Origin of the sequence: Cryobacterium sp. N22 (assembly GCF_002929555.1) — a bacterium.
Taxonomy (GTDB): Bacteria; Actinomycetota; Actinomycetes; order Actinomycetales; family Microbacteriaceae; genus Cryobacterium.
The window spans coordinates 108,284-128,705 of the sequence record NZ_PJJP01000037.1; the positions used below are offsets into that span (position 1 = coordinate 108,284).

Sequence of the window (20,422 nt, forward strand, 5' to 3'; positions counted from 1 at the left end):
ATCGGCGGGCGCCCGTGACGAGAACGGAGTGCGCGCCAGAACACCGCGCGCCATTGGGTGCCAGGCGGAACTGGACGTTCAGCACCGTGCCGGTCATGCCGACTGTGCGCGGTCAGGCATCGAACCGCAGTAGCCGAACTCCGTGGGCCTCCACCCCGAGCGTGAGGGATCCGTCGACGACGCTCAGCAGCTCACCGCCCCACACGTCACATCCCTCGCCCCACTCACGGCAACCCAGGTCGGCCAGGGATGCACTGTACGTGGTGGGCTCCGCCCCGAGCCAGAAAACCGCGCGCCATTGGGTCCCGTCGCGCTCCGCCTCCCAGATGACCAAATTGCCGTCACGCACGATCTCCCGGCTCGAGTCGCTCCGGAGGAGGGCAAGCACCTCGTTGTTCGAGAGCAACGCCAACGTTTCCGGGGTCGTGTCGGGAAGGTGCCCGCCGAACATCAGCGGAGAACGCAGGAGGCACCACAGCGTCATCAGCGTGCGCTGCTCCGCCGCCGTGAACCGGCTCTGGCGGTCATCCCCGACATGCGCACGGATACCGATGCGCCCCAGCGGAAGCATGTCGGCGTCGGCCCAGGCTCCAGGACGCTGGTGCGGAGCCCAACGCGCGGCCCGCTGGAACTGCTCGAGGAGGTGCGCCCAATCGTCCCAGAAATCGTCGGAGATCCGCCACAGCTGCGCGGTGTCGCGCAGGAGGTCAAGATTCTTCAGTGAGAGCTGTTTGCCGGGAGAGAGGCTCAGGGTCATCGGTCGACCCGTCGTGTCAATCGCGCGCGAAATGGCGGCGATCTCGTCCGCTTGGATCGGCGGGTACAGCACATCGTCGAGCTTGATGAAGTCGACGCCCCACGATGCCAGCTGCGCCAGAACCGAGTCGTAGTAGGCCTGTGCGCCCACCGCGGACATGTCGACGCCGAAATTGTCCGGGTTCCAAGGACAAGTGTTCGTTCGGTCGGCGATGTCCGCGCAGGTGGCGGTCGATCCGAGGATCGGCAGGCCCTGGTCTGCGGCGCGGCGCGGAACCCCGCGCATGAGGTGCACGCCGAAGCGGAGGCCGAGGGCATGCACGCGCTTTGCCAACTCCGTGAAGCCGTCGTGTTCTGCCGAGGGGAATCGCGTGAGTGCAGGCTGGGGTCGACCCCAGTGGTCGAGGACGGGCGCCGACACGGTGCGGTAGTCGCTTGTGCCGGGGTCCGGTTCGTACCACTGGATGTCGACGACGACCGTATCCCACCCGTAGGGAAGCAGGTGCTCCGCCAGGTACTCCGCGTTCGCGAGCACCTCCGCCTCGGTGACGGAGGCGCCGAAGCAGTCCCAGCTGTTCCAGCCCATCGGCGGCGTCAGCGCGCTCTGAACTCGTTCCGGCATCATGCGGTGGTTCCCCGAACTCATGCGGTATCGGTGCGGAATGTCAGGGTCGCGAATGAGTGCGGGGGTAGCGTGACGCTCAGCCCTGTGGGGGTGACCTCGAAGTCGTCGAACACGACGGGGCTGACAACGTCGGCTGCTCCCGGGCGGTTGTGAGCGTCTGGGCGGTCAGCGGTCAGGAGACGCCCGGTTGCGTCTGCGACCGTGCCGCCACGGAATGCGAGGTCGATTCGAAGGGGGGTGTCGAGGTCTACGTTCGTGAGCGAAACCAAGACTTGGCCGTCTTTCGTGCTCGCGGACGCGGAGGCGACGGGGATCTCCCGGCCGTCGACGCTGTGAGTTGGTCCGGCAATGGTTGTCGGGAGCACCGTCGCGTCCTGGTGGCCTTTGTTCATCTCGAACACGTGATAGGTGGGCGTCCGCACCATCGCGCCCCCGTCGGGGTCGGTCAGCAACATCGCCTGAAGCACATTCACCGTCTGCGCAATGTTCGCCATCGTCAGCCTGTCGGCGAAGCCGTGGAAAACGTCGAAATGCCAGGCGGCGACCATCGCGTCGCGGATCGTGTTCTGTTGGAAGAGGAAGCCGGGGTGGGTTCCCGGCTCGACTTCCCACCAGGTGCCCCATTCGTCCAGGACCATGCCGTACTTCTTCTCGGGGTCGTAGACGTCCATGACGTCCGCGTGCGAGCGAAGCAGCCCCTCGATACCTTGCGCTGCGACGATGGTGCTCCAGTAGGACGCCTCGTCGAATTCGGTCGCGCTGCCCTTCGCGTGCCAGCTGCCGCCAATGGTGTAATAGTGCACCGAGACCGATTCCCACGGCACGGAGGAAAAGGGGTGCGCCCCGATCTCGGGGATGACCTCCATCAGGGTCTTCGTCCAGGCGGTGTCTGCACCGTCCGCGCCGGCGGCGACGCGGTGGAGCGGGGTGTCGCTGCCGCTTTGGCAGAAGGTGCCGAATTGGCGGGCGAGGTCGGCGTAGGCGCCGGCGCGCATGTTGCCGCCGCAACCCCACGTTTCGTTGCCGAGGCCCCAGAACGCCACGGTCCACGGCTGTTCCCGCCCGTGGGAGCGGCGCAGGTCGGCCATCGGGGACTTGCCGGCACCCGTGAGGTACTCGACCCAGTCGGCCATCTCCTGCACCGTGCCTGACCCGATATTGCCTGAGATGTAAGCGTCGGCCCCGAGCAACTCACACAGGGCCATGAACTCCGGCGTGCCGAAGGAATTGTCCTCGGCCACCCCTCCCCATTGCGTGTTGATGAGGCCAGGGCGCTCGGCGCGCGGTCCAATGCCATTGGTCCAGTGGTAGCGATCGGCGAAACAGCCGCCGGGCCACCGCAGGTTCGGGATGTTCAGGGCACGCAGGGCCTCGACGACGTCGAGGCGGATGCCGCCGATGTTGGGCACCGGCGAGTCCTCGCCGACCCAGAAGCCGTCGTAGATGCACCGCCCGAGGTGCTCGGCGAAGTGGCCGTACAGGTGCTTGTTGATGGTGGCGCCGGGCCGGTCAAGGTCGACGGTGACGATGGTGTTCACGAGGGCTCCAGAGTGGTGGTGGGTGGCGTGCGTGTGCGGCGGACCGCATATGGTCAGGCGTCGATGCGAACCAGTCGCAGTACGAGTGCCCGGTCGGGGTGGAAGGTGAGCAGGTCGAGCCCCGCTTCCGCAAGAAGGCTCCCCGAGTAGGACGGCGCCTCGGCGGGGGAGTCGAGTGGGGCGGTCGCGTCCAACCAGGACGGGCTCAACCACCAGGGGCCGAGCGAGCCGGGCCGGGCGGACTCGACGCGGTACCTGGCCTCGGCCAGAAGCCCGGGCAGGCGAACCCTGCGCCGCGAATCCGCGGACAACGCCGGCGTCACGATCGTGTAGATGGCCTCCGAACCGTCGGGGGCGACGACACCGCGCAGGGCTGGCGCATCCTGGTCGAAGTCGCCGTCGGCGACGACCCGGCCGGTGCTGATGAGCTCCCGATGCTGCTGGTACGCGGAGATCCAGCGGGACAGGACGACCGCGTCCTCTTCGGTCAGCTCCCGGATGTCCCATTCGATGCCGAAATGGCCAAGGAAAGCGATCGCGCAACGGGTGTGCAGATCGCTCGTGCGCCCGGTGACAGAGGACACGGGCGAGGCGACGTGCGAGCCGAGCATCTCGGGCGGCACGAGGAGTCCGGTCCAGCGGAGCATCCGGGAGCGGTCGAGGGGGTCTTGATTGTCGGAGGTGTGCACCCGGTCGGTTCGCTCGAGGATCCCGAGGTCGACACGTCCGCCTCCCGACGCGCAGCTTTCGATCTCGAGCTCGGGGTGTCGGAGGCGCAGCTGATCGATGAGGTCATAGACAGCGAGGGTTTGCTCGTGCACGGCCGGCGCTCCCGTCGCAGGATGGCCAGCGTCGATCAGGTCGCGGTTATGGTCCCACTTGAGATAGGTCACGTCGAGGTCGGTGACCAGGCCGTCGAGAACGGCGAGAATGTGCGCAAAGGCCTCGGGGTTGGTCAGATCGAGCACCTGCTGATTGCGGAAACGCGGCGGCAGTCCCGCACGCGCTCGGAGGATCCAGTCGGGGTGCGCGCGGGCGAGGTCGGAGTCCTCATTGATCATCTCCGGCTCGACCCAGAGGCCGAACTCCATCCCGAGGCCGCGGACGTGCTCGGCGAGGGGGGCGAGACCGTGTGGCCAGGACACCTGGTCGGGGATCCAGTCGCCCAAACCGGCGGTGTCGTCGGTGCGCCCTCGGAACCAGCCGTCATCGAGCACGTAGCGCTCGACTCCGAGGTCGGCGGCGCGCGCGGCCAGCTCTGCCAGAGTGTTGAAGTCCTGGTCGAAGTACACGGCCTCCCACACGTTGAGCGTGACGGGGCGCGGACGGCGGGTTGAACGTGAGCGCTGCCTCAAGAAGTCGTGGTACCGAGCCGCGGCTGCATCGAGGCCGATCCCGAAGCTGCCGTAGACCCAGGGGGATTGGTAGCTTTCGCCATTGGCAAGGCGCACTTCACCGGGCAGCAGAAGTTCGCCACCGCGGAAGGCCAGATACCCGTCGCTGCGCTCGACGGCGTGTTCATGGTTGCCGCCGATGCCGACATGGCAGAGCCACACACGGCCGGAGCTGGCGTCGAATCCAGTGGACCCGATCGCGACGACCGTCGTTGCGTCCAGGCCCGTGCGCCCGCGGCGCGACTCGCGCGCATGGGTCCCTGTGACGATTGGGTGACGCTGCGGGATCTTCTCTGTGCCCCAGCGGCCGGAGAAATCCAGTATTTCGCGCGCGTCGGTCGGCACACGCAGGGCCGGGTCCACGCCGATGACATCGAAGTGATCGAGCCCCTCGCCATCATTGCGAATGCTGACGCGAGTCCGAAGCAGCCCCGAGCGGGAGAGATCGATCTCTAGATTGACCCCAATTGCCGCCCATTCATCGCTCGCGGTGATGCTGACAAAGCCACTCTGCCGCTGCACGGCGTCACCCTCAGCGAGCGCTTGACCGTCCACAGTGACCGAGATCACATTCAGCCGAGGCGACCAAGCAGCACCAGCGCGGTGGGCCCGAATTCCGGGTAGTCCGCCCCATCCGTACGAGTGCTCTGGCAGTATTCCAGGCTCGTAGGGCACATCAGATAGCCCGCCAATCCCCGTTCGCGCGCTGGTTCCTGCGTACGCGGACAGGTCATGGTCGCTAGCGTGGATCCGCGGGCCCCAGTGCGCAATCACCGGCATTGTCCTTGCCCTCTGGGTGAGCAAAACGGACACATCGTCATTGAAAAGGTGAATCACCCGGGGGGTTTCCATATGGATATTCATACCGTCAATACTCATGTGAGTAAAGTAAGAGATCGATCTCAATGAAGAGGAGTTCCAATGACGATGTCCCAGCTCGCGCCCAACGACACCCGGCTCGAGGGCGGCGTATTCGACAATCGCCGCCGGCTCAATCGCGCCTACCTCCTCTCGCTGGACGACGATGCGCTCCTGCAGAATTTCTTCCTCGAAGCCGGTATCGGCGACCAGACCTGGCACCTCCAGCCGTCCCAGGACTCGGCCGCGGCACGCGGTCTCGAACGCCATTGGGGCTGGGAGACCCCTGGCGCGCTCTTGCGCGGCCACTTTCTCGGACATTGGCTCTCGGCCGCAGCGCGCGAGGTCGCCGTCACCGGAGATCGATTGCTCCGAGCGCGGATCGACTCGGTTCTCGACGGGCTTGAGCGCTGCCAGCAGGAGAACGGCGGCGGGTGGATCTGGGCAATCCCGCCTGCTTTCCTCCGTCGCCTCGCGGAGGGCCGCCCGGTGTGGGCACCGCAGTACGCGATGCACAAGACACTCATGGGTCTCGTCGATGTGCACCGTGATCTCGGTGACGAGCGGGCCTTGCAGTTGGCCCGGAACGCGACCATCCCGATTCTCGAGTGGGTGCGGGAGATCGGCGAAGACGCGTTCCAAACGATTCTCGAGGTCGAGACCGGGGGAATGATCGAAGTGTGGGCTGATCTCCTGGCTGCAACCGGCGAGGACATCTACCGGGAACTGCTCGAGCGCTATTACCACCGTTCCCTGTTCGAGGGACTGCTCGCGGGTCAGGACGTGCTGACCAACATGCACGCGAACACCACTATTCCCGAGGTGCTCGGTGCCGCGCGTGCCTACGAAGTGACTGGCGATGAGCGCTGGCGCCGCATCGTCGAGGCGTACTGGGACCAGGCCGTCACCCGCCGCGGCACCTTCTGTACGGGCGGTCAGACCTCGGGTGAGATTTGGACGCCTCCGTTCGAGTTCGCCTCTCGTCGAGGCGAAAAGACGCAGGAGCATTGCGGCGTCTACAACATGATCAGGCTCGCCGACACCCTGATTCGGTGGACGGGCGATCTCTCTTACGCCGACTACATCGAGCAAAACCTTTACAACGGAATCCTCGCCCAGCAGAACCCGCGCACCGGAATGGTCGCCTACTTCCTGCCGCTCGAGGGCGGGGCCCGCAAGAACTGGGGAACCCCGACAGAGGACTTCTGGTGTTGCCACGGCACGCTCGTGCAGGCTCACACCCGGCACTCAGGGCTGGTGTTCTACCTGGGGGAGGATGGCGAGCTCACGATCGCACAGCACATCGCGGCTCGGGCGAGGGTCGCCACGGCTGCGGGCGATGTGGCGGTCCGGGTCACGGTTCTCGACAACGCCGGCTACGTCGGTCCGGACTCTAATGCGGGCGAGGCCGGTGACGCCCACCGGCCTTCCGCAACTCGGGTGCGCGTCGAGGTCACCTCGGCCGAGGGAGTCGCGCTGAGGGTTCGTGTCAGAGTGCCCGACTGGGTCACCGGCGATCCCGCGCTCGCGGGGGATGAGCGCGTGGAGCGCGCACCCGGCGCCCTTGTCATCACCCACCCCGGCGTTCGGACGACCGTGGACATCGCGTTCCCCTTTGCCCTGCGCGCTGTGCCGATTCCCGACGAGCCGACCACTGTCGCGTTCGTCGAGGGACCGATAGTGCTCGCCGGGCTCGTGGACCGGGAGGTGAGCTTGAACGGTGATCCATCGTCGGCCGCCTCGCTTCTCACGCCAGACAACGAGCGCCAGTGGACGGAATGGCTTCGCGGATACCGCACCGTCGGTCAGCCCTCCACCATCCGTTTTCGCCCCGTCCACGAGATCGTCGACGAACCGTACTCGCTCTATTTTCCGATCAACTCGGTCGGCAGCTGAAGGACAGGACCTACTCCGCATGCCCTCCCGACCGGTACGCCTATGACTGCCGCCGCCGATGCCGCACCACCGTCCGCCCGGCTGCTATTGCCGGTGTTCGCGATGCTCGTCGGGTTCGGGCCGCTGACCATCGACCTCGTGTTGCCGTTCCTCCCCACGCTGACAACCGATCTCGACATCACGGCGTCTACCGCTCAGCTCGTGGTGACCGGGGCTACCTTCGGCTTCGCCGCCGGTCAGCTCCTCGCCGGCCCTCTCAGCGATGCGATAGGACGGCGGTGGCCGCTTGGCGTCGCCGCAGTTCTGCATATCGTGGCCAGCGTTGTCGCGGCGACGACATCCGACACGGCCGTCCTCCTGGCGGCCCGTTTCGTGCAGGGCGCCGCCTGTACCGCCGCGGGAGTCGTGGTCATCGCGATCGTGCGCGACCTGTACAGCGGGAAAAGGCTCGTGACGATGCTTGCGAACCTCGCGGTCATCATCAGTGTCTTCCCCCTTCTCGTCCCCTCGCTGGGAGCACAGCTGACGAAAATCATCGATTGGCGTGCGTCCTTCCTTATCGTTGCCGTCTGGGGTGCGCTGGCGACTGCCGCCGCGTTGATCGTGCTGCCCGAGACGCTGCCGCCCGAGCGTCGGCACAAGGGCGGGCTCCTGCCCTCGCTGCGGAACTCCTTCGGACTGCTCCGCCGGCCGCGAATTCTCGCCCTCGCTGCCGCATCCGCCGCGGGGTGGTCGGTCGGATTCGGCTACCTGGCGACCGCGCCGTTCCTCTATACCCGGGTTTACGAGGTGAACGCGGATGGCTATGGACTTCTCTTCCTCGGTACGTCCGTCGTGACGATCGCGGTGGGTCAGCTGACCGGTCGGGTGCTCATCCCGCGACGTGGCGCCCAGTTCGCGCTGACGGCGTCGGCTATCGTCACCGCTTTCGGTGCCGTTGTCGTCGTGGTCCTCGCCCTCCTCGGGACCCAACCGCTACTCGTCGTGGCGGGTACCCTCACCTTCGCGCTCGCCGGGCGGTCGATCGGCGCGCCGGCGGTGCAATACCTCTCGCTGCAGGGTCCGGCGAGCGAGGCCGGGAGCGTCACAGCCATCCTGGGCACCGTCAGTTTCACCGCGGCAGGCCTCGTCATGCCGGTCATGGGCGGCTACGCGGAAGTGTCACTCGTTCCGTTCGGGATTCTGGTGCTCGTTGCGGCGGTCATCGAGGGTGTCGTCGCCCTCCTATTCTGGCTACGCTCGCGCCGCAGCACCGTCGGATGGTGACTGCCTAATTGGGTAACCATGTCACGTCGACCTGGATGGGCCGCTCGCCGATGTCGAGCCGGCCGATGACGGTGGGAGCGCCGTCAACGAAGAGCGTCGCGGCGCGGGGAAGTTGAATCAACGTACCCTCTGGGGGCGCCAGCCATCCCGCCGCGGGAAGGCGACGAACCGTGAACGTGGCACCGTGCGGATTCCACTCCAGCCGGTCGACGACGAGGCCGCCACGAGCGCGGAGTCCCGTAACGCCTCCACGCGGCCAGGCGGACGGCACGGCAGGAAGCACTGACAGCGAGTCGGCGCCGGACGCCAGCAACATCGAGGCAACGAGGCCGGGGAGCCCCCCGCTCGCATCCAGGTTGAATATTCTGCCCGCATCGTGCGTCGTTGTCAGGGTGGGACTCCAGTGCTCCACAGCGAGCCAGTTGACACACGCTTCGGCCGCCGCCGCATTCCCGAGTGCTGCAGCCGCCATGCCGATCTGCACAAGGCCAAAGGCCATCTCCATGCGGCCGGGCGGTGCCGACGGCGCATTCGCACGCCACGCGATCTTGTCACGCACCGTCGCATCGGCCGCTGCGCGCAAGCGCCTCGCCTCTTCTCCGTTACCGTCGAAGGCCGGATCAATCTCGTACCACAGCGGGTAGAGCTGCGAGGCGTGACGGTGCGCGATGTTCTCACGCCAGGGCCCGGTGACCCACTCCGCGAGTGTTCCGTCGCCCGCGACACGGTAGGGCGGCAGATCGTCGAGAACACGTGCCCAGCGTTCGTCCAGGGAGTCATCACCGCGGGCCCGGCCGAGCAGCGCCGTCGCCCGCGCGGCATCGCGGAGGATGGCGACATCGATCGTTGCGTCCGTGGCGAGGGGCACCCGAGCACCGCCCGGCGTATTCTCAGGCGAGTACGACGGAACGATCCGGCGGACGCCGTCGACATCGATCAACGCGGTCTCGGCAAAACGGAGCACGCCTTCGGCCAGCTCCCACACCCTGTCATCGACGATCGATCTGTCGCCAGTCGTGGCGACAGCGTCGGCCACGACCCGCAGAACCCAGCCGCCGCATCCGGTCCAGAACAGGTGGGGGTAGTCCTCGGAGAAGTGGTTGGCCCGACCGTGAGTCGACATGCGGGACGGTAAGAGCATCCCCTCGGCTCCGAAGATGAGACGTGCGTTATCGCGGTAATCGTCGAGGTGGGGGAGAACGAGGTTCAGGAGGGAGAGGGCCAGCTCTGGTGTGCCGGTCGCGGTCATACCGGCCATCGAGCCGTTCTGCACGTTGCCGTTCAGGGTGTAATCGGCAGACCAGGCCGGGCGCCAGGTGCCCTGCCAGACACCCTGCAGAGTCGGCGGTAGTGCGCCCGTCGAGGCGATGATGTTCGCCCGGCCGCTCAGATAGGCCGCCTCGATTACGCGGCGGCGAGCGCCGTCGTCGCCGGCGCGGGCCGCGGCCCAGAGGTCTTCTGTACGCGTCGCGGACGAGGCGCCACCCAGATCCAGCAGAGAGGCGCCGGTCAGAGGCCCCCTGGTGCGACCCTCGGCCACGCGGGCGCCATGCCATGAAGCCGGCAGGCTGCGGGCCGTTCCAACGCTGAGGGCACCGGTCGGCATCGTGACATCGACCCGGAACACCAGTGCCGTGTCGGGCCCGGCCGCTACGTTCGATCGTGTGACGTCTCCATCGACCTGCCACGGCGTGCCGGTGAGGACCGTCACGGTGGTGCGGACGGCGGTCGGACCGTGGCCCGCGGCGGCCTCGAGGCTGCCACGATCCCCGCCATCCACACTTGCCGCGACCGCAGCGGAGCCGTCGGGAACGCCGGTGTCCAGGGACGTGGCGCCGCCGGCGCCCAGACCGAGTTCGATGGTGCTCGTACTCGCGGAGTCCGCCTCGAGTGATACCAGCACGGACTCGCTACCGTACGGGGCGATGAGCCGAAGCGCGTGCTGTCTGCGTTCGAGATCGGTCCACTCCACCGCGACCTCACCACGGAGCGGGTCGATGACCCGCCGCGACTCCATGACGCCGCCTGACGTGCGGATGGTCAGAGTCGCGCAGAGGCCGAGCGGATCGGTCCAGATCAGACCGTCGTCGAACCCGGCTGCGCGGGCTCCCCGGCCCAGCGCTGCGCTCGCGGCGTCGGCGTCACCGCCAAGGAGGGCGTTCCGCAGTCTCTCCCGCACTCGAGCGAGATCGGGCGCATCGGGGCGCGGATTGACGGGGAGGAAGTAGCGCTCGTGGGCGAGAGAAACGCTGATCGCGTCGGCCGGACCGTAAACGACGGCACCGACCCGACCGCTGCCGACGATCAGGCCGTCCTCCCAGGAGTGAGCGGCGGTTGACGTCACGAAGACGAGGTCAGTCATCGGTGGGTGCCCGTCGCAGGTCAGCGGGCGAGGCCCGCGTGGACCGTGCCCCAAGACACGAGTGCCTCACGTACCCGGTGGTCGCGCACCGCACCCAGGGCCTCCGAGTACGCATCCTCCAGCACATCATCGATTCGCACCCGCCTGCCCTGTGCGGAGGAGCGTACCGCCGCCTCCACCATCGCCAGGCTGAGCACGTTGCCGTGAACTTCGCCTGACGGCACCCGGCCGGTGCGAAGGGCGTCGATGAACTCAGCGAGTGAGCCCGCGATTTCCTGCGGTACCGGCTCCAGTTGGGCACGCAGAACCTCGCTGGATTCCCGGGCTTGCCATTCCGGGGCGCCGTCGCCATCCCATCGGGCGGTTCCGCCGGCGCCGTTGACGCGCCACGCACCATTCCAGGAAGTTTCCAGTCCGTCCGCGCACCAGCTCCCCGTGTAGGTGAAGCGCACGCCATCGGCGAACTCGAAGACGGCGACCGCCGCGGCGTCGCTCGCGTACCAGCTCCAGCCTGGGTTGTATTCCTCGCAGTAGACGGCGACAGGGTCGCGGTCGAGGACGTAGCGCGCGGCGTCAAACGCGTGCACCGCCATGTCGAGGAGAAGCACATGCGCCATCTCGTCGCGGAAGCCGCCAAACCGGGGTGCCTTGGCGAATTCGACGGAGGCGGTGCCCACCTGCCCGAGGCCGGCGACCTGATCACGGAACGCCGCGATCGACGCATAGTAGCGGCGCGACTGGCTGGTCATGAGAAGGCGCCCGGCGACCTCCGCCGTCGCCGCCAGGATGAGCGCCTCCGCGACGGTAGGTGCGATCGGCTTCTCGGACAGCACCGGCAGCCCCGCGAACAGGGCCTCGGAACTGACCGGTAGGTGTGCGCGAGGAACGGTCACATTGATAACAGCCTCGGCGCCGACCCGTGCGGCCACCTCGGCGACCGACGTTCCGACGGCGATCGGCAGAACACCCTCTTCTTCGGCGGCGCGCTGGGCGAGTGCTACATCCAGGTCAACAAGACCGACCAGCTCGGCCTCGGGGGAGTCGCGGATGGTGCGGATCCAAGCACGTCCCATCGCACCGGCACCGACCTGCACGATGCGCACGGGGGCGGTCATCGGACGAGCGCTCCTTCATAGTCCTGGCCGCTATAGAAGTCCTCGGTCTCGTAGCGCTGCAAGATGGGAAGCCGGCGCTGTGGCAACGACGTGCGCGCCCACTCCACGCCGTTCGCGATCACTCGACGCACATGCTCGTGGTGGTAGACGGGATAGTCCTGGTCGCCGGGGGAGAAGAAGAAGATGCGGCCGTGGCCCCGCTTGTAAGTCATGCCGGAGCGGAAGACCTCGCCACCCGAGAAGGTGGAGAGGAAGACCAGCTCATCGGGTGCCGGGACGTCGAAGAACTCGCCGTACATCTCTTGCTGCGGAATCACGAACGGTTGCGGCACGCCTTGAGCGATGGGGTGTGTGGGGTCGACGGTCCACACGAGTTCACGGTCCTGTTCCGAGCGCCACCGCAGTGTGCACGTTGTACCCATCAGCTTGCCGAAGATCTTCGACCAATGGCCGGAGTGCAGCACGAGCAGGCCCATGCCTGCGAGAACGTGCCGGTGCACGCGCTCGACGACCTCGTCGGTGACTTCCCCGTGGGCGGCGTGGCCCCACCAGACGAGCACGTCGGTGGCGGCGAGGACCTCTTCGGTGAGCCCGTGCTCAGGCTCGTCCAGCGTGGTGGTCGTGACCTGGGCGCGATCGCCCAGGTTCTCGACGATGCCCTCGGCGATTGTGGTGTGCATGCCGTCGGGATAGATCGCGCGGACCTTCTCCTCGATCTGCTCGTGGCGGTTCTCGCCCCAGACGAGAACGCGTACGGGGGATTCGGATGTTGTCATGACGGGTCCTTCTTTGGTTGGGAGGAAAGGGTGTGCGAGCCATCGGTGGCCGGCTCTGACGTCGCGGTGAACCGGCTATCGTCGGCCGAGCTGCGCTCGACGGCGTCCAACACTTGCTGAATCTGCACGGCCTCGGCGAATGTCGGCGACGGCTGAGTTCCTTCAGCAATCGCGGTGACGAGGTCGACGACCTGGTGGGTGAACAGGTGCTCATAGCCGAGACCATGGCCGGTCGGCCACCAGGCGCCGGTATAGGGGTGGGACGGCTCGGTGACCTGGATGCGTCGGAAGCCCTGCGCATCGTCGGGGTCGGAGCCGTCATAGAAATCCAGCTCGTTCATCCGCTCGAAGTCGAATGCCACGGAGCCGCGCTCGCCGTTGACTTCGATCCGGTTGGCGTTTCGGTGCCCCAGCGCCATCCGCGTGGACTCGAAGACGCCCATCGCCCCGCCGCTGAACGATGCGGTGAATGCGGCGGCGTCGTCGACCGTGACCGGTCCGCGTGCCGCTCCCTCCTCGGCGTGACCGCCCAGACCGGACTGATGCGCCATGACGGGGCGATCGGCGACGAAGGTGCGGAGCATCGCCGAGACGCCCTCGATGCTCTGCCCGGTCAGCCACTGGGCGGTGTCGATGCTGTGCGCTCCGATATCGCCCAGGGCACCCGACCCGGCCCTCTCTTTATCCAGGCGCCAGGTGAGCGGGGCTTCGGAGGAGCTGAGCCAGTCCTGGAGGTACTGAGCGCGCACGTGCCGAATCTGCCCGAGCCGGCCTTCATCGATGAACCGCTTGGCCAGCGCCAACGCCGGGGTGCGGCGGTAGCTGAAGCCGCACATCGCGAAGACGCCCGATTCGGCCGCGGTGGCGGCCGCGTCCGCCATTTCACGTGCTTCGGGCACCGAGCGCGCCAACGGTTTTTCGCAGAGAACGTGTTTTCCGGCACGCAGGGCCGCGATGGCGATCTCGGCGTGCTGGTCACCCGGTGTGCAGATGTCGACGAGGTCGATGTCGTCGCGGGCGATCACTTCCCGCCAGTGGATCGACCACTCCTCGGCACCGAAGTTCTCGGCGGCCGCCCTGGCCCGGTCCTCGTCGCGACCGACTACTACCGCGAGTTCCGGCTGCAGTGGGAGATCAAAGAAGTGGGGCGCGGTCCGCCAGGCCTGGGCGTGTGCGCGGCCCATGAAGGCGTGACCGATCAGCGCCACTCGAAGGCGGGAACGTGCGGGAACGCTCGTCTGTTGCTGCGGGGGAGTGCCAGGGGCAGAGTTGGCGGCTGTCACGTCAGGCACCTCGTCCAGCGGTGGTCGCTGTCGGTGTCTTGTCGGTTGTGGTCTGCAACGGCACGATTTCGGGACGGTCCGCGGTGCTGTCGATCTTAATGACCGCTTTCTCCCGGCTGGAGCGCAGGATGGCGTCCATGATCTCGAGGACGTGCAGCGCGAGGCGGCCGGAGGCGCGGTGTGGACGGTTCTCCTGGATCGCTTCGGCAATGTCGGCGAGGCCGATTCCGCGGCCGGTGTCGATGTAGCCGGCGGAGTCCGGGACGCGTTCCCAGTCCTGATCGCGGATGGCGGCTTCGACCGGATCCGAGAACATGTTGGGGTCGGGCACGGCGATGGTGCCCTCCGTGCCGTATACCTCGAACTTGGACGCGCGGCTCTTCCACACCTCGAAGCTCACGGTGACCGTGGACGTGACTCCGTTGGCGTGTTCGAGCAGAGCGCTGACGTGGGTGTCGATCGACACCGGAAGTGGCGCACCGGCGCGGGGGCCGGTTTCGATCGTGCGCACTCGGGACGAGCGGGTGGCGATACCGGTCACCCGGGTGACGGATCCGAAGAAGTGGATAAGCGCGCTGAGGTAATAGGGGCCCATGTCCAGCAGCGGGCCGCCGCCGGGCTGGTAGTAGAAGTCAGGCGCGGGATGCCAACGCTCGTGCCCAGGAGCGGTCCACTGCACCTGTGCGGCGATCGGTTCGCCGATGATTCCCGAATCGAGTGTCTGCCTGGCCGTCTGGATACCGGTGCCGAGAACCGTGTCCGGGGCGCTGCCCAAGCGGAGGCCGAGCTGCTCGGCGAGCTCGACCATGGGCGCTGCCTCCGCGGGGGTGAGGCCGAGCGGCTTTTCCGTGAAGACGTGTTTGCCGGAGCGCAGGGCCCGGGTGCTGATCTCGACGTGGGCTGCGGGGATCGTCAGGTTGAGCACCGCGTCGACCTCGGGGTCGGTGAGGAGCTCGTCGACCGTGAGTGCACGGACGCCGTACTCCTCTGCGACCTGCCGGGCGCGCTCCTGGTTGAGATCGGCCACGGCGACGAGGCGCAGTCCGGGAAATGTCGGGAAGTTCGCGAGGTACTGCTCGCTGATCTTGCCGACTCCGACGATTCCGACGTTCAGCGGGATGCCCACAGCAGTCCCCTTTCGATGATGGTCTTCACGTTGGTGTCCTGGAGAATCTCGACGCGGTGACCCGGGGTCGAAACGAAAATGCGTCCTGCGCCCCACTGACGAGTCCAGATTGCCGGGGAGGTGACGGGGCGGGTCCACGGGTCCCAGGGGCGGACCGCCTGAGTGGTGGTGGCGAGCACATCGTTGTAGTCGTCGTGCAGCACCCAGTACTGCTCGGTGATGAGTTCGAAATCGGTGATGCCCTGCGTGATGGGGTGCTCCGCCGCGGCTGCGGTCATCTGGATGAGGTGAGGGACGTAATTGTCCGACTGCTCGCCGGAACGCTCGTCCGGATGCCTGCCGGGGTGCGCGGCGAATTGGCCACCGATGAGCTGCAGATAGTCAGAGTTGTTTCGGTAGGCGTCGGCGATACCCCCGTGCCACCCGGCGAGGCCGGTCCCGTTTTCGATGGCGGCGCGAAGGCCCAGGAATTCAGGCCACTCGATGGAGGTCATGGTGTTCGCTTGGACGATCAGGTCGACCGTACGCAGGTATTCCTCGTCGGCGTAGACGGCGGTGGACCCCTCGACGCGTACTTCGAAGCCGTTCTCCAGCAGGAACGGGATGAACAGTTCGGTCGCTTCGACTGGCTGGTGCCCATCCCACCCTCCTCTGACGACGAGCGCTTTTTTTGCGGGGGCAGCAGGGGGCTTGTTGGTCATCATTGTCCTTGGTGTGCTGGGCGGATCTGGCGTTCGTGTCGACATCCAATCGACAGAAGTTGCGCAAGTTCTTATGTCACGAAGAATTCGGAGTTAGCTTATATCGGCCAATCTTGGTAAAACAAGAGTGTTGGCTGATCGCATCACCCTAAAAGTTGCGCAAGTCGAGGGCGCTAAGATGGCCACATGGTCCCAACCGATGCGTCAGCGAAGCCCACGATGGCCCGGATCGCCGAGCGCGCCGGAACAAGCGTTCCGACGGTTTCCAAGGTGCTCAGCGGGGGCACCGACGTCTCGGAAGCCACGCGGGCGAGGGTGATGCAGGCCGCTCACGAGCTGGGTTACCGCCGACGCCCCCGGCTCGGTCCGGTCGCCGAGGATCCGCGCGGCGCGCGAATCGTGGATGTCGTGGTGGGGCACATCGGCGGAAGCTGGATCGGCCCGGTCCTCGGTGGCATCGAGGACGAGGCCGAGAGGGCCGGAATCGACCTGGTCCTCACCCGGGCACGACCGGACGGTGGTTGGGTGGGTCGCCTGCTCCGGCGCCCGTCTCTCGGAGTCATCCTGGTTCTCGTCGAGGCCTCGGCGCCACAACTGCACCTGCTGACGGCTGCCGGGGTGCCCGTGGTGGTGGTCGATCCCAGTAGTCGTCCGCCGGCCGACGTCGCCAGTGTCGGTGCCACCAACTGGGACGGTGGGCGAATGGCCGCTGAGCATCTGCTCGGCCTCGGCCACACGCGACTCGGGATCGTCGCCGGCACCCGGTCGCATCTGTACAACGGCGCCAGAATCGACGGCTTCACGACGGCCCTCCGCACCGCCGGCATCGATTTACCTCCCGGCAATCTGGTGTACTGCGATTGGGACCGGGAGGGCGCGCGGGCGGCCGCCAGCGTTTTGCTGGCCGACGGACCTGGACGGCCGACGGCCGTCTTCGCCTGCTCGGACATGATGGCTCTCGGCGTTTACGATGCGGCCGGCGACGCGGGCCTGCGCATTCCGGATGACCTCAGCGTCGTCGGCTTCGACGATGTCCAGGAGTCCGCGTGGGCGGCCCCGCCGATGACGACGGTCCAACAGCCCATCGCCGAGATGGGCGCCGCTGCCTTCCGGATGCTGCAGCAGGCTTCCCCCGCGACGAGCTTGCCGTCGTCGGAACGGACAGCGTCGAGGATCGAGCTAGAGACCCGTCTGATCCGGCGCCAATCGGTCGCCCCCGCCCCTACGGGATCGGGACAGCAAGGATCCGGCGGCCTGCGGTAGTTCACGCCCCGAACTCGCGCAGTTTGGCGAACATGTCCTCGATCAGCCAGCGGGTGTCGACGGCGTCGCAGACCCGGATCGAACGATCAACCCGACCCGGCTTGAGATCGCCACCCGCCGAGAACCGCGGGGCCGGGCGCGCTCGCCACCGGGCGCCGGCCGGGTTGATGACAGCGCCGATCGCGGGGCTGTCGCCGAGAGACCGGAAATCGAGTGGGCCGTACTCGATGGTGGCGTTGAACGCAATGAGCTGATCAACAAGGTAATCCCCGAGTGGGCTGGTTCCACGCAAGCGTGTCCGCAGCTCGGCATGGCCGACGCCGACCATGGAATAGACCGGCATCGGGATCTGCCACACTGCAATCCCGGACTCCATTACGACGTTCGCCGCAGCGACGTCGTTGATGAGGTTGAACTCAGGATGGTACGCCGCGATCTCCTCGTAGGGTGGACCGCCGACCCAGACGACGACAACATCGCGGGACGCGATCTCCGGAGCCTCGAGGAGCGCGGTGGCGACATCGGTCAGGGGGCCGAGGACGGCGACCCATAGCCTTCCGGCGTCGCGTCGGGCTTCCGCCACGATCAGGGACGAGCCCGGAGATGGTGCTGGTGTGGACTCGTCGGCCAAAGCGTCGGGCGACCCGTCGAGAATGCGCACGGCAGAACCGGCGAGGGCCACGACGCGTTCGATCTCGAGCCGGGAGTCGGCCATGCTGCCCGCCCGGCCGAAGTGCGCGGCCACCAGGCCACGGATGTCGAGCGTCGGGCTGAGGAGGGCCTGCACGATCGCGAATTGGTCGTCGGCCTCGTTCGCCGCATCCGTGCTGACGATCAGCCGATGCGGAGACGGAGGCGTTTTCACGGTTATGCCGACTCTCGCTGCACGAGGGTGGTTGTGAGGATGGGCCGGCGGTCGACCGAGCGCCCATTCAGAACCGCGAGGAGAGTTTCCGCGGCAACACGCCCCATGTCTTCCAGTGGCTGGCGCACGGTCGTGAGTGTCGGATTCATCGTGCCCGCGATGACGACGTCGTCGAAGCCGATCACGGCGACGTCGGTCGGAACCTCGCGACCGGCGGCCTGGAGTACCCGGATCGCCCCGCTGGCCATCAGGTCCGAGGAAGCGAAGACGCCGTCGAGGTCCGGGTGCCGTTGGAGCAAGCGTGCCATGGCCGCCGAACCGCTGACAAGGGTGAACTCGCCGTGCACAATCGGGCTCTGGTCGATGCCGAGCTCGGTGAGCTCGTCACGCCATCCCCTGACACGGTCACGAGCGGGCTCCATATCCTGCGGACCGGCAATGATGCCCAGCCGGCGCCGCCCCGCCTCGACCAGGGCGCGCGCCGCAAGCCGGCCGCCGCCATAGTTGTCGGAGTCGACGACGATGGCGTCGGGGGCGAGCGGGACGCGCGGACGGCCCACCCAGGCGATCGGCACGGGGGAGTCGGCGAGTGACTGCGCGAGGTGCGTGATCTCGTGCTGCAGGATGATGATCGCACCGTCCACCGCCCCCGATCGCAGGAATTTGGGGATGCGGTCTCCGTCGTCGTTGTCGGCCGGCAGCAGCACTGGTTGGATCTCGTCGGCGTAGAGGCCCTTCGCGGCGCCTTTGAGCACCGAGGTGAAAAACGTTCCCGTCAGGCTGTCCAGCTCGTTGAAGGCGACGATGAGCGCGATTGCCCCCGCACGTCCGCCGCGTAACACCCGAGCGGCGCTGTTTGCTTCGTAGCCCAGCTGCTTTGCAGCCTGCTGGACCGCCGCCGTCATTCTGCTGTCCACGTTCGTCTCGCCCGCCAGTACTCGCGCAGCGGTGGCGCGGGAGACACTCGCAAGCCGAGCAACATCCACCAAGGTGGGTCGTGTCATTGTGCATCTCTTTCAGGATTGGATGGTGAACGGCTGGTGCAGGCGCCTTCAGACTTCGATCTCTAGGCTCCCACGTTACTCACGACCGGAGAGTGGATATTGGGATATTTGCGAAACTTTTCTGTGGCGTAAGGGAGAGATCGATATCTCCGGACCGAGGCAGGGATTGTGAATCCGCTCTTGCACCGCATCAAACCGCAAGCTACGTTTATGCCCAGAGATCGTTCTCTAGGCCGGAGCGTGACACTCCGAGATCCCCTGCAAGTCCCCAACGAAGAGGAATTGTCGTGAAAAGAAGCTTGACGGCGATAGTCGCCACAGCAGCAGCGCTCACCGTCGCCCTGGCCGGATGCTCGTCCGGAGGCGGTGGCGGAACATCGGATGACCCGAATGCGGAGGTCGCCTTCTGGTCCTTCACCGGGATCAACGCGAAGGATAACGTTACGAATTACCTTGAAAAGATGCCCGACGCGAAGGTCAAGCTGACGGAGGTCGGCAGCACCACGGAGACCGCTACCGCGCTCACGGCCGCACTGGCGGGCGGCAAGGTGCCCGACCTCATCATGATCCAGAATGACGATCTGCCTAAGTTTGTCGAGAGCAGTTCCAACTTCCTCGACCTGCGCACCCTGGGCGGCGACGACATCGCCGACGACTACCTCGGCTGGGCGGCCAGTGCGGCCACCGCAGAGGATGGCTCCGTTATCGGTATCCCGACCGACGTCGGAGGGTTGGGCTTCGCGTACCGCGCCGACCTCTTCGCGGAGGCCGGCCTGCCGACAGAGCCCGACGAGGTCGCCGCCATGTGGAAAGACTGGCCCTCTTTTATTGCGATGGGTGAGAAGTACACGGCTGCCACCGGCAAGCCCTTCATCGACAACATCGAGACCAGCGTCTTCTTTTCAACCGTCAATCAGGTCAGTGAGAAGTACTACTCGCCAGAGGGCGACCTCGTCTACGACACGAACCCACAGGTGAAGGACGCCTTCGACGTCGCCGTGGATACCTACGACGCGGGCATCAGCGCGGGCATCGCTGCATGGTCCTCCGGCTGGGCTCCGGGCCGCGCGAACGGGACCTTTGCCGTGACCGTCGCCCCGTCTTGGATACTCTCGGGCATCAAGACTGACGCCCCCGACACCGCGGGTGACTGGCGGATCGCCAGCGTGCCCGGTGTCGGCGGCAACTGGGGCGGCAGCGTCATCGCCATCCCGGCCCGCGCGAAGAACCCCGAGGCCGCGTGGCAGTACATCAAGACGATGCTGTCGTCCGAGGGCCAGGAAGAGCACTTCGCGGAGTCCGGTACCTTCCCAGCCGCGACGTCGGCCGTGGAAAGCCAGGCGGTCCTTGACTACACCGACCCGTTCTTCGGCGATTCGAAGATCGGCGAGGTCATGGCCAACTCTGTCCAGCAGTTCCCTTCGTTCTACAACGGCCCTGACACCACTCCTATCAATGGTGCCCTCCTCAACACTCTCGTGGAGGTGGAATCGGGCAACGTCTCTTCGGGCGAGGCCTGGAAGACCGCCCTCGATACGGCCAAGCAAGCCATCGGCGGCTGATCGTCCCACCAACCCGAGTGGCCCGGCGCGTG

Annotated in this window: 15 protein-coding genes; 4 read left to right on the plus strand and 11 right to left on the minus strand. The window is 66.7% G+C overall.

What is annotated here, in order from left to right:
* Positions 1-112: 112 nt before the first annotated feature.
* From CXY76_RS13145 to CXY76_RS13155, 3 genes are read right to left on the minus strand one after another with little or no spacing between them, the layout of a single operon-like run.
* Positions 113-1,342, minus strand: a complete 1,230-nt coding sequence (locus tag CXY76_RS13145; protein WP_104165523.1) for a glycoside hydrolase family 27 protein — start codon at positions 1,340-1,342, stop codon at positions 113-115.
* A gap of 56 nt (positions 1,343-1,398) precedes the next feature.
* The gene (locus CXY76_RS13150) at positions 1,399-2,919 is read right to left on the minus strand and encodes an alpha-N-arabinofuranosidase (RefSeq protein WP_104165198.1); all 1,521 of its coding nucleotides are present in this window, start codon (positions 2,917-2,919) and stop codon (positions 1,399-1,401) included.
* A gap of 53 nt (positions 2,920-2,972) precedes the next feature.
* On the minus strand, positions 2,973-5,192 hold the full coding sequence (locus CXY76_RS13155) for an alpha-galactosidase (protein ID WP_104165200.1): 2,220 nt from the start codon (positions 5,190-5,192) through the stop codon (positions 2,973-2,975).
* Between the two features lie 42 nt (positions 5,193-5,234).
* Between CXY76_RS13155 and CXY76_RS13160 the strand changes: the two genes are divergently transcribed.
* Together CXY76_RS13160 and CXY76_RS13165 are read left to right on the plus strand one after the other, a co-directional pair.
* Positions 5,235-7,067, plus strand: coding sequence for a beta-L-arabinofuranosidase domain-containing protein (locus CXY76_RS13160; protein WP_104165202.1), 1,833 nt, complete (start codon positions 5,235-5,237; stop codon positions 7,065-7,067).
* 42 nt (positions 7,068-7,109) lie between these two features.
* Positions 7,110-8,333 (plus strand): Bcr/CflA family efflux MFS transporter, encoded by a 1,224-nt coding sequence (locus CXY76_RS13165; RefSeq protein WP_104165204.1) that lies wholly within the window; start codon positions 7,110-7,112, stop codon positions 8,331-8,333.
* 4 nt (positions 8,334-8,337) lie between these two features.
* On the opposite strand, the gene CXY76_RS13170 is transcribed toward CXY76_RS13165, so the two are convergent.
* The 6 genes from CXY76_RS13170 to CXY76_RS13195 all read right to left on the minus strand — a co-directional run bounded on the left by CXY76_RS13170 (position 8,338) and on the right by CXY76_RS13195 (position 15,699).
* Positions 8,338-10,695, minus strand: a complete 2,358-nt coding sequence (locus CXY76_RS13170; RefSeq protein WP_104165206.1) for a glycoside hydrolase family 95-like protein — start codon at positions 10,693-10,695, stop codon at positions 8,338-8,340.
* A 20-nt stretch (positions 10,696-10,715) separates the two neighbouring features.
* Positions 10,716-11,810 (minus strand): Gfo/Idh/MocA family protein, encoded by a 1,095-nt coding sequence (locus CXY76_RS13175; RefSeq protein WP_104165209.1) that lies wholly within the window; start codon positions 11,808-11,810, stop codon positions 10,716-10,718.
* A complete protein-coding gene (locus CXY76_RS13180) occupies positions 11,807-12,586 on the minus strand; it encodes a ThuA domain-containing protein (RefSeq protein ID WP_104165211.1) in 780 nt (259 codons plus the stop codon). The genes CXY76_RS13175 and CXY76_RS13180 overlap by 4 nt, the downstream gene beginning before the upstream one ends.
* Positions 12,583-13,794 (minus strand): Gfo/Idh/MocA family protein, encoded by a 1,212-nt coding sequence (locus CXY76_RS13185; RefSeq protein ID WP_255408478.1) that lies wholly within the window; start codon positions 13,792-13,794, stop codon positions 12,583-12,585. Before CXY76_RS13185 ends, CXY76_RS13180 begins: the two co-directional genes overlap by 4 nt.
* A 76-nt stretch (positions 13,795-13,870) precedes the next feature.
* Entirely contained in the window at positions 13,871-14,995 is a 1,125-nt protein-coding gene (locus CXY76_RS13190) for a Gfo/Idh/MocA family protein (RefSeq protein ID WP_104165213.1), read from the minus strand.
* The gene (locus tag CXY76_RS13195; RefSeq protein ID WP_233199831.1) at positions 14,980-15,699 is read right to left on the minus strand and encodes a ThuA domain-containing protein; all 720 of its coding nucleotides are present in this window, start codon (positions 15,697-15,699) and stop codon (positions 14,980-14,982) included. Before CXY76_RS13195 ends, CXY76_RS13190 begins: the two co-directional genes overlap by 16 nt.
* Positions 15,700-15,882: 183 nt before the next feature.
* On the opposite strand from CXY76_RS13195, the gene CXY76_RS13200 reads away from it, so the two are divergent.
* Complete coding sequence (locus CXY76_RS13200; RefSeq protein ID WP_199190302.1) at positions 15,883-16,959, plus strand: LacI family DNA-binding transcriptional regulator; 1,077 nt, start codon at positions 15,883-15,885, stop codon at positions 16,957-16,959.
* 1 nt (position 16,960) lies between these two features.
* On the opposite strand, the gene CXY76_RS13205 is transcribed toward CXY76_RS13200, so the two are convergent.
* Together CXY76_RS13205 and CXY76_RS13210 are read right to left on the minus strand one after the other, a co-directional pair.
* Positions 16,961-17,824 carry a nucleoside hydrolase gene (locus CXY76_RS13205; protein ID WP_104165218.1) on the minus strand — a complete coding sequence of 288 codons (864 nt, stop codon included), beginning with the start codon at positions 17,822-17,824 and terminating at the stop codon, positions 16,961-16,963.
* Positions 17,825-17,826: 2 nt separating this feature from the next.
* Entirely contained in the window at positions 17,827-18,828 is a 1,002-nt protein-coding gene (locus CXY76_RS13210) for a LacI family DNA-binding transcriptional regulator (RefSeq protein ID WP_104165221.1), read from the minus strand.
* A gap of 287 nt (positions 18,829-19,115) precedes the next feature.
* Here CXY76_RS13210 and CXY76_RS13215 point away from each other — a divergent pair, with 287 nt between their 5' ends.
* Positions 19,116-20,390, plus strand: a complete 1,275-nt coding sequence (locus tag CXY76_RS13215) for an extracellular solute-binding protein (protein ID WP_146073460.1) — start codon at positions 19,116-19,118, stop codon at positions 20,388-20,390.
* Positions 20,391-20,422 lie beyond the last annotated feature (32 nt).

Bases quoted from the DNA above. Each gene is read 5' to 3' on its own strand.
- CXY76_RS13200 (WP_199190302.1), top strand. From the start codon at position 15,883: ATGGTCCCAACCGATGCGTCAGCGAAGCCCACGATGGCCCGGATCGCC.
- CXY76_RS13145 (WP_104165523.1), bottom strand. From the start codon at position 1,342: ATGGGCTGGAACAGCTGGGACTGCTTCGGCGCCTCCGTCACCGAGGCG.
- CXY76_RS13195 (WP_233199831.1), bottom strand. From the start codon at position 15,699: ATGATGACCAACAAGCCCCCTGCTGCCCCCGCAAAAAAAGCGCTCGTC.
- CXY76_RS13170 (WP_104165206.1), bottom strand. From the start codon at position 10,695: ATGACTGACCTCGTCTTCGTGACGTCAACCGCCGCTCACTCCTGGGAG.
- CXY76_RS13210 (WP_104165221.1), bottom strand. From the start codon at position 18,828: ATGACACGACCCACCTTGGTGGATGTTGCTCGGCTTGCGAGTGTCTCC.
- CXY76_RS13155 (WP_104165200.1), bottom strand. From the start codon at position 5,192: ATGAGTATTGACGGTATGAATATCCATATGGAAACCCCCCGGGTGATT.
- CXY76_RS13180 (WP_104165211.1), bottom strand. From the start codon at position 12,586: ATGACAACATCCGAATCCCCCGTACGCGTTCTCGTCTGGGGCGAGAAC.
- CXY76_RS13160 (WP_104165202.1), top strand. From the start codon at position 5,235: ATGACGATGTCCCAGCTCGCGCCCAACGACACCCGGCTCGAGGGCGGC.
- CXY76_RS13165 (WP_104165204.1), top strand. From the start codon at position 7,110: ATGACTGCCGCCGCCGATGCCGCACCACCGTCCGCCCGGCTGCTATTG.
- CXY76_RS13175 (WP_104165209.1), bottom strand. From the start codon at position 11,810: ATGACCGCCCCCGTGCGCATCGTGCAGGTCGGTGCCGGTGCGATGGGA.